Raw genomic sequence first — 8,290 nt, forward strand, 5'->3', positions numbered from 1 at the left:
ATATATTCATTTGCTATCTATCATACTTATTGTTGTCCTTGCTGAAATTCAAGCTGAAGAAAACAGGTATTTCGCCTACCGAAGCATTAAAGGAATTGGCCACCATGTACAAAGTGTATTTGCGTGATCAGTCAAAAGGTCTTACCTTATCCAGTATTGTCACATTAACAAAACGCCAAGAACGCATCCTTAAAGCTGTATCTCCTCAGCTCCTCAAAGGACTGTAGTGTATATTTATGCTACGGAATTCAGGCAAATAAGGTCCAAATTAAAATTTTCTCCTTTGCCTTTGTGGCAGGTGCAACTACCGTCTTGACGAAATCATTATAATTTAGTATGCTATTGGTGTCCAGGAAAACATAGAACCTTACCACGGAATAAATAAACACGGAAAAATATGAACCGGGAAACTGACGAAAAGGAAATAAAAAAACTGCGGGCCGAGATAGCCGGACACGACCACCGCTACTATGCGCTGGACGATCCCTCCATCTCCGATCGCGAGTACGACGCCCTGATGCAGAGGCTGAAGGCGCTGGAAGAAAAATACCCGGAGCTGGTCACCGCAGACTCGCCCACCCAGCGGGTGGCCGGGCAGCCCCGGCAGGCCTTCAAAACCGTGAGCCATCAGACCCCGATGCTTTCGCTGGACAACACTTATTCGGCCGAGGAGCTGAGGGAGTTCGACGCCCGGGTTGCCAAGATCCTGGAAGGGCAGGAATATCAATATGTGGCCGAGTTGAAGATAGACGGGCTGGCGGTGTCGCTGCAGTACAAGAACGGCAGGTTCCACCAGGGGGCCACCCGGGGCGACGGCGCCAAGGGCGACGACGTTACCGCCAATATCAGGACCATCAAGGCCGTTCCGTTGAAATTGTCAGACAAATCTCTCGGACTGCAGGAGGTGGAGGCCCGGGGCGAGGTCTATCTGCCCCGCCAGGAATTTTTGCGGATCAACCGGGAGAAGGAAGAAGCGGGCGAGTCGCCCTTCGCCAATCCCCGCAATGCGGCGGCCGGCACCCTGAAACTTTTGGATCCCCAGGCCGTGGCCGAGCGCCGCCTTTCCATTTTCATCTACGGGGTGGGGCAGGCCCCGGCCGCACTTTCGGACCACTATTCCACTCTGGAGGCGCTGAAAGAGGCGGGGTTCAAGGTCAACCCCTTCATCAGGCTGTGCCCTGACATCCAAACCGTGATCGAATATTGCGATCAGTGGGAGAACAAACGGGACGAGCTTGATTACGAGACCGACGGCATGGTGATCAAGGTCAACTCCTTCGCCCAGCAGAAGATCTTAAGCGCCACCGCCCACAGCCCGCGCTGGGCTATAGCCTACAAATTCCCGGCCCGGCAGGCCGCCACCATCCTGAATGACGTGGAGTTCAGCGTGGGCCGCACCGGGGTGGTCACGCCGGTGGCAATACTGGAGCCGGTGCTGCTGTCGGGTTCCACCGTCTCGCGGGCCTCGCTGCACAACGAAGACGAGCTGGTCAAAAAGGACATTCATTACGGGGATGCGGTATTCGTGGAAAAGGCCGGGGAGATCATTCCCCAGATAATAAAAGTAGTATTGGAAAAGCGGCCGGCCACTGCCCGCCCGGTAAAGATGCCCAAGACCTGTCCCTCCTGCGGCGAGCCCATCAATCGTATACCGGAACAGGCGGCCTGGCGCTGCCTCAACGTCTCCTGTCCGGCTCAGGTGAAGGGGCGGATCGAATATTTCGCCTCGCGGGGAGCGATGGACATCGACGGCATGGGCAGCGCCATGGTGGAGCTGTTGGTCAACCGGGAATTGATCAGGGATTATGGGGATCTTTATTCTTTGAAAGGTGGACAATTGGTCAATTTGGATCGGATGGGAAAGAAATCGGCCGAGAACCTTCTTAAAGGGATAGAAAACAGCAAGAACAACCCTTTCTGGAAAGTACTTCTGGCCCTGGGGATTGACAACGTGGGCGCCCAGGTGGCCCGGCTGCTGGCCCAAAAATATCGCTCCCTGGACAATCTGCAAAAAGCCACTTGCGAGGACATCTCCAAAATCTACGGTCTGGGCGGCGCGGTGGGGCAGTCGGTGGAAAGTTTTTTCGCCGGAAAAAAGAACCGGCAGGTCTTGGAGAAGCTGAAGAAGGCCGGGGTCAACATGGAATCGTCCGCAGGAACGGTGGCTCCCCAGACCTTTGCCGGGATGACGGTGGTGCTGACCGGGACCCTGCTCAAATACAGCCGGGAGCAGGCCACGGAACTGATCGTCAGCCGGGGTGGGCAGGTAACATCCTCGGTTTCCAAGAAGACCTCGCTGATGCTGGCCGGCAGCGAGCCGGGGTCCAAACTGGACAAGGCCCAGAAGCTGGGGGTTAGAATCATTGACCAAACCGAATTCGAGAAAATGTTGAAGTGATGACCAAATGGGTAAGATTTATAAAATAAATACCGGGATACTGAACCCTGAAAGCCCGCAAAAATGCAAGTTTACAAAGGATGGGACCCTGATCTTCAACGAAGACGGACACATTCTGTACTGTGGTCCGCGTAAAAATGCGCCAATGCTGAATTTAACGAAGATCAACACTCCAGCCGATGCCTTTATCATCCCCGGGCTGGTAGACTGCCACACCCACCTTTCCCAGTACTATGTGCGGGGCCACCGCGACGACGCCCTGCTGGGGTGGCTTAAAAACCATATTTTCCCGGCCGAGCGAAAATTTAAAGACCCCAAGCACGCCACCCTGGTCGCTAAAAAATTCTACCGCCGACTTGTTGTCCAACGGCGTCACCTGTGCCGCGCTTTACACCACTTCGTCCGCTTTCCAACTTCGCACACAATAAAACTATCAGGCTGGCGGACTATGTAGGCCAAGTGAATTGCCCTTACGGTATCATGACGGATCAACAAAAAAGCGGGAGAGCGTATGCTCTCCCGCTTTTTTATTGTACCAGTCCGAGCTATTTTTTTGAGCCAAAGCTGTGCTGGGTGGCCCAGCTTTCGGCGGCCAAGGTGTAATAACCCCTGGTGGCGGCTGACATAGCATAGAACACATAACGCACGACCTCGGTGCTGTTGAGAGAGAGAGAGCCTGCGCCGGAACCGTCAACATTGAAGCGATAGTCGCCGGTCAGAGCGACCAGCTCATAACCACTGCCGGTGTAACAGGGCCAATTATTGCAGGTAAAATTGTAATGCCCCTGGTAATCGTTAGTAGCGGTGCTGATGCTGTCAAAGGTAAATGACCAGGAGAAATCATAGCTTGCCGGGGTATATACGCCCCAAGTCCAGAATCCCTTGATATGCAGGCCGTCGTGGTCGTACATAACCTTGCCATGATACGAAAAGTAGGCGGCAAAGGTATCGCTGTAGGTCCAATACCACTCCACTGAATCGGGGGCGTCCGGCTTATGATAAAAATTTATCTTCCAAAGCCAAGCGTAGTTAGTGGTGTCGCTTCCGGCGCTGTCGGGGTGGACAATGCCGCCGATTGCATTCCAATACAAGTAATACCATCCGGTGGCATCCGGGCCCCACCAATAGGTGCTGTCATAAACGGTCTTGCCGGAAGCTTTCTTAAAGCCCGAAAGGTAACCGCTGAAGTCACCAACTCCACTTTCGCAGGTGGAAGCCATGTCTTCCCCGGCGCTGGCGGCAGAGGTTTGCTGAGTAACGGTGGTGGTCGTTGTGGTTGGTGGTGGCTCGGTTGGTTTGTCCTTGCTGCAGCCAAATGCCACGAGGGCAATCATGGCCAACGCCAAGTATAGTTTTAATTGTTTCATCTCCTGCTCCTTTTAAATGTTATTGGTTGATTTTTTATTTGCCAAAGTATCCCATATTATTTATTGCAAGTCAAGAAGTTTTTTAACCTGTTTTTCATTTAAATATTGAGGCCGCTTAAGGGCCCGTGCCAAAAAGGCGATCTTGGCCAGATGTTCAACCCTTTCCATCCGCTGCAGGGCTCCGTCTAAATTCTTCCCCAGGGTCAGGACCCCGTGATTGGCCAGCAGCAGAGCCTGGTGTTTTTTTATCAACGGCGCGATGGAGCGGGGTACTTCTTCTGTCGAGGGCGTGGCATACGGGGCCAGTGGAACGGGACCCACGGTGAGAACCACCTCCGGCAGCAGGGGGGCTTTGATATCCAGCCCGGCGGCGGCGAAGGCGGTGGCGTAGGGCGGATGGGCGTGAACGATGGCCGTTATGTCTGGCCTCATTTTATAGGCATAAAGGTGCATCCTAATCTCCGAAGAAGGCCGGCCCCGGCCTTTAAGCACCCGGCCTTCCAGATCGGTCACCAGCAGCTGGGATTCCTTAATATCCCCCTTGCGCAACAGGGCAGGGGTGATCAGGATCCTCTTCTCGTCCAGCCGGGCCGAGACGTTGCCGTCGGTGGCGGGGACGAAACCCAGGGCGTCCAAACGTTGACACACACCTATTATTTGTTTTTTAAATGAAGGCATATTACACTCTTTTCCCCTGGCGTTTGAAATGTTTGAGAGTTTGAAACGGTTAAAAAACCGATCAGACAAATCTGTGTTTATCCGCGTCCCATATGGCCCAGATAAAGCTCCAGTCACTCTGTCTCTTTCCCGTGCTGCAACTGGTAGAGGTTGTAATAGATCCCTCGCTTTTTCAGCAGCTCCTGGTGGGCGCCCACTTCCTTGATCTGCCCCTTGTGCAGCACGTAGATCCGGTCCACGTGTTTGATGGTGGAGAGGCGGTGGGCGATGGCGATGGAGGTCCGCCCTCGCATCAGGATGTCCAGGGCGTCCTGAATCAGCTTTTCGGTGGCCGAGTCGATGTTGGCGGTGGCCTCGTCCAGCGTCAGCACCGGGGGATCGCAAGCCAGGGCCCGGGCGAACGACAGCAGCTGGCGCTCACCGGCCGAAAGGGTCACCCCCCGTTCCCTGACCTCATGGTCGTATTTCCCCGGGAGCCGCTCGATAAAAGTGTCGGCGTGGACCTGGCGGGCGATCTCCTTCACTTTTTCGTCCGACAGTTTCTTGTTCAGCCGGATGTTACCCTTGATGTCGCCGGAGAACAGGAACACGTCCTGCATCACCACCCCCAGGGAGGAGCGCAAGCTGGAAAGCCCCAGCTCCCGGATGTCGGTCCCGTCCAGCAGTATCTGCCCGCCGGTCACATCATACAGCCTTGAGAGCAGATTGATGATGGTGGTCTTGCCACTGCCGGTGGAACCCACCAGGGCTACCTTTTCGCCGGGGGCCACGGTAAAGCTTATGTCTTTCAGTACCGGCTCGCCCGGCAGGTATTCAAAACAGACGTTCCGGAATTCTATCCGGCCTGCCGCCCGCTCCGGCTCCGGCTCCCGGGGAATATCTTTGATGGTCACCGGCTCGTCCAAAAGCTGGAAGATGCGCTCGGAGCTGGCCATGGCCGACTGCAGCACGGTGTAGCTCTCGGTCAGCTCCTGGATGGGGCGGAAGAACATCCGGAGGTAGGTGATGAAGGCCACCAGCGCTCCCAGCGAGATGTTCTGCCGGATCACCTGGCCGCCGCCGTAGTAGATGATCAGGCCGAGGCCGATTCCGGAGATCACTTCCACTAATGGCCGGAAGAAGGACATCACCAGCACTTCCTGCATGGAAGCCTGGAAATAATCCCGGTTGACCAGCTTAAAGCGGCGGACGCTTTCGGCCTGGCGCCGGAAGATCTGGATCACCCGGACCCCGGAGATGTTCTCCTGCAGGGTGGCGTTGAGCCGGGCCAGCCGGATTCGGATCCGGCGGTAGATGTCGCGGGCCCGGATCCGGAAGAACACCGTCCACAGCGCGATGAAAGGCAGCAGGGCCATCACCACCAGGGCCAGCTTCAGGCTGTAGAAGAACAGCATTCCCAGGATGGCCAGGGTCAGCAGCATATCCCGGAGCAGGGCCAGGAACACCGAGGTGAAGGCCTCGTTGACGGCGTCCACGTCGTTGGCGGCCCGGGTCACCAGGCGCCCCACCGGGTTGCGGTCAAAATAGCGCATGTCCAGCAACTGGAGCCGGGCGAATACTTTGCGCCTCAGGTCATGCATGAAACGCTGTCCCACCAGCAGCACCAGGAAGGTCTGGAAAAAATTCAAGGCGAAACCCAACACTATCAGGCCTAAAAAAAGTAACCCGATCCTTTTGATCCCAGCAAAATCACGGGCCCGCAAAGTGGAAATTTCCCCGGCAGAAAGGCTCTTCAGGTCAGAATGCCTGATCAACACCACATCGCCGTAACGGGAAAATATCCCGGGGCGGCTGGAAACAATGGAAAGAACCGGTTCCGGCTGGGGAAAGTTCTTAAGCTCAAAATAATAATATGAGGTGTTGCCGGCCAGGCCCTGCTTTTGCCAGCAGGCCATAGAGTATTTATCATCGGAAAAAAGCCTGGAGACGTCCACCAGCACAGTATCGCCCGAAAGCTTAAAGGTCCCCGGAACCGGGCGGTCCAGCACGGCCTTGCACCCAGAGACGATGATGTGGCGGTCAATGGCCTCCTTGGTGAGGTGGGGCAGCGCCAGCTCGAACCCGGTCACCGCCAGCAGGACTAAAAGGGAAACGGACAGATGAACCCGGTAAGGCTTCAGATAGATCAAAAGCCTTTTTATCAGCCGGGCGTCGTAGATGCTGCCCAGGGCGGCTTCTTCGTGGAATTCGTGGTGATCGTGTCCGGGCATTTTACTCCAAAAGCATTTTCAAGGTGTCGATTCTTTTATAGACAAGGGCATAATATAAAATAGCGACCTGCTGTGATAGGGCAAAATATCTGGCAAGCTGGTTTTGGGCAGCATATTTTTCCCAGGGTTTTAAATAGGCGTTTATTAAACGTAACACAGCGGCCTTGCCAATATCTTTCCGATAGTATTTTATATGATCAAAAAAACAAATCAAAGAAAAGAAGGGGTTTGTAATGGTGGCGAAGCTCCAATCTAGAAATTTAGTTTTCCCGTTATTGTAAAATACCTGCCCGGCCCAAAAATCACCGTGTTCCAAGGTGTCCGGTATGGTGTTTATCCTGTTTTGGGAATATAGTTTTTTTAGCCTTGCTATTTTTGCATCCATGATTCTCAAGTCGGCATCCTTAAACATCCTTTTTGCGCCGGGATATTTCCCGGCCGGCAGGAACAGGGTTTTTTCCAGTGTATCTTTTGGCCAGGTTGGAATGCCCAATCTTTGCAGTTCCTTGGTTTTTGGTATTAAGGAAATTTGGAACAAAGCAAAATCACTAAGAGCCTTTTCCCATCGTATTGTGCCGTGCAGTTGGTCAAGTGTTTTACCTTGGGCCTCTTTGGAAACCAGGTAATTCTCCGGTAATTTTATGGCGACCAATTCAAGGGAATACTGAGGAAGAAATTTAGAAAGAAAGGCAGAAAGAGAAGCTTCGAATTTGTATTTTGCCGGGATGGCCTTTAAAAAATAGCTGCCTTTATTGGTAACGGCCTTTAGAACGCAAGACAAATCCCAGGTTTTAATTTGTTGAACGCGTATCTTGCCCGTTACCTTCTCTTTTTTTCTCAGGGTTTCAATAAAATATTTTTGCGTTTTTTGGTGCCAACCGGGATTTTGCCAGGGACAAAGCTCATTTTTTGTCGCCTTGGCACATATTCTGGCAAATTGTTTAGTGCTTACATCTGGAATGATTCCCTTTTGGCCCATAATGCCGTCAAGGTTTTTCCAATATAAGTTACTTTTTGTTTTACCAAGGCCTCCGATATTGTCCAAAAGATAAGCGCGAATAAATGTATTCTTGGCTTTGTTGTATTTGTTGAAAAGCCTTTTTAAAACGACGGTATGAATATGGCAGCACCTCAATGCTTCAGCGGGAATTTTTTCGGTATGGCCGTTGGGAGAAACCGAATAGTCAAAACAAGGGAAAACCATGTTGTTTTTATGCTTTATGACAGCAATGCGTCCGGTGCTGTTTTTTATAAAGCAATAGCTGACAACTGCCAGGACATCGTTCACACTTTTTATTGCCAAGACATCGTTCACAAACGCTTTTTGACAATCGAATAGCCACAGCTTGCTTTATAATGAACACCAAACTTTAATTAGGAGGTGTTCATGAAAAAAGATATCCGGAAGCAACGGAAATCGGCTGTGCGGAGATTCTTGTCTGGAGAAAATCCCCAGAGTATCTGCACCTCGTTGGGAAAAACATCGCGCTGGTTGTATAAACCTCAAAAATGCGCAATATGCAACAAAAAACCTCCCAAAGCATTGTAAATACTGATTCCGTATTTTAGGGTCACTTACAAAAACGATCCAAATTGTAGATTTTCCGGTTGAGCATTTTATGAACCTGCTCAAACTC

The 8,290-nt window shown here is 52.5% G+C and carries 6 protein-coding genes; 2 read left to right on the forward strand and 4 right to left on the reverse strand.

All coding sequences use genetic code 11. The features are described 5' to 3' along the window. Positions 1–397: 397 nt before the first annotated feature. Both ligA and HY768_11540 read left to right on the forward strand, forming a co-directional pair. Positions 398–2,398: an NAD-dependent DNA ligase LigA gene (ligA, locus tag HY768_11535; GenBank protein ID MBI4727827.1), complete on the forward strand. Its 2,001-nt coding sequence runs from the start codon at positions 398–400 to the stop codon at positions 2,396–2,398. A gap of 7 nt (positions 2,399–2,405) precedes the next feature. Next, on the forward strand, positions 2,406–2,852 hold the full coding sequence (locus HY768_11540) for a hypothetical protein (protein MBI4727828.1): 447 nt from the start codon (positions 2,406–2,408) through the stop codon (positions 2,850–2,852). Between the two features lie 91 nt (positions 2,853–2,943). On the opposite strand, the gene HY768_11545 is transcribed toward HY768_11540, so the two are convergent. The 4 genes from HY768_11545 to HY768_11560 form a co-directional block, all read right to left on the reverse strand. Continuing rightward, the gene (locus HY768_11545) at positions 2,944–3,765 is read right to left on the reverse strand and encodes a hypothetical protein (GenBank protein ID MBI4727829.1); all 822 of its coding nucleotides are present in this window, start codon (positions 3,763–3,765) and stop codon (positions 2,944–2,946) included. Positions 3,766–3,825: 60 nt separating this feature from the next. Next, the gene (locus HY768_11550; protein ID MBI4727830.1) at positions 3,826–4,443 is read right to left on the reverse strand and encodes a class II aldolase/adducin family protein; all 618 of its coding nucleotides are present in this window, start codon (positions 4,441–4,443) and stop codon (positions 3,826–3,828) included. A gap of 113 nt (positions 4,444–4,556) precedes the next feature. Continuing rightward, positions 4,557–6,653: an ABC transporter ATP-binding protein gene (locus HY768_11555; protein ID MBI4727831.1), complete on the reverse strand. Its 2,097-nt coding sequence runs from the start codon at positions 6,651–6,653 to the stop codon at positions 4,557–4,559. A gap of 1 nt (position 6,654) precedes the next feature. Further along, entirely contained in the window at positions 6,655–7,941 is a 1,287-nt protein-coding gene (locus HY768_11560; GenBank protein ID MBI4727832.1) for a hypothetical protein, read from the reverse strand. Between the last annotated feature and the right edge of the window lie 349 nt (positions 7,942–8,290).

It is taken from the genome of candidate division TA06 bacterium (assembly GCA_016208585.1).
Taxonomy (GTDB): Bacteria; Edwardsbacteria; AC1; order AC1; family EtOH8; genus UBA5202.

Coding starts and splice junctions, on each gene's coding strand:
- ligA (MBI4727827.1), top strand. CDS start 398: ATGAACCGGGAAACTGACGAAAAGGAAATAAAAAAACTGCGGGCCGAG.
- HY768_11540 (MBI4727828.1), top strand. CDS start 2,406: ATGGGTAAGATTTATAAAATAAATACCGGGATACTGAACCCTGAAAGC.
- HY768_11550 (MBI4727830.1), bottom strand. CDS start 4,443: ATGCCTTCATTTAAAAAACAAATAATAGGTGTGTGTCAACGTTTGGAC.
- HY768_11555 (MBI4727831.1), bottom strand. CDS start 6,653: ATGCCCGGACACGATCACCACGAATTCCACGAAGAAGCCGCCCTGGGC.
- HY768_11545 (MBI4727829.1), bottom strand. CDS start 3,765: ATGAAACAATTAAAACTATACTTGGCGTTGGCCATGATTGCCCTCGTG.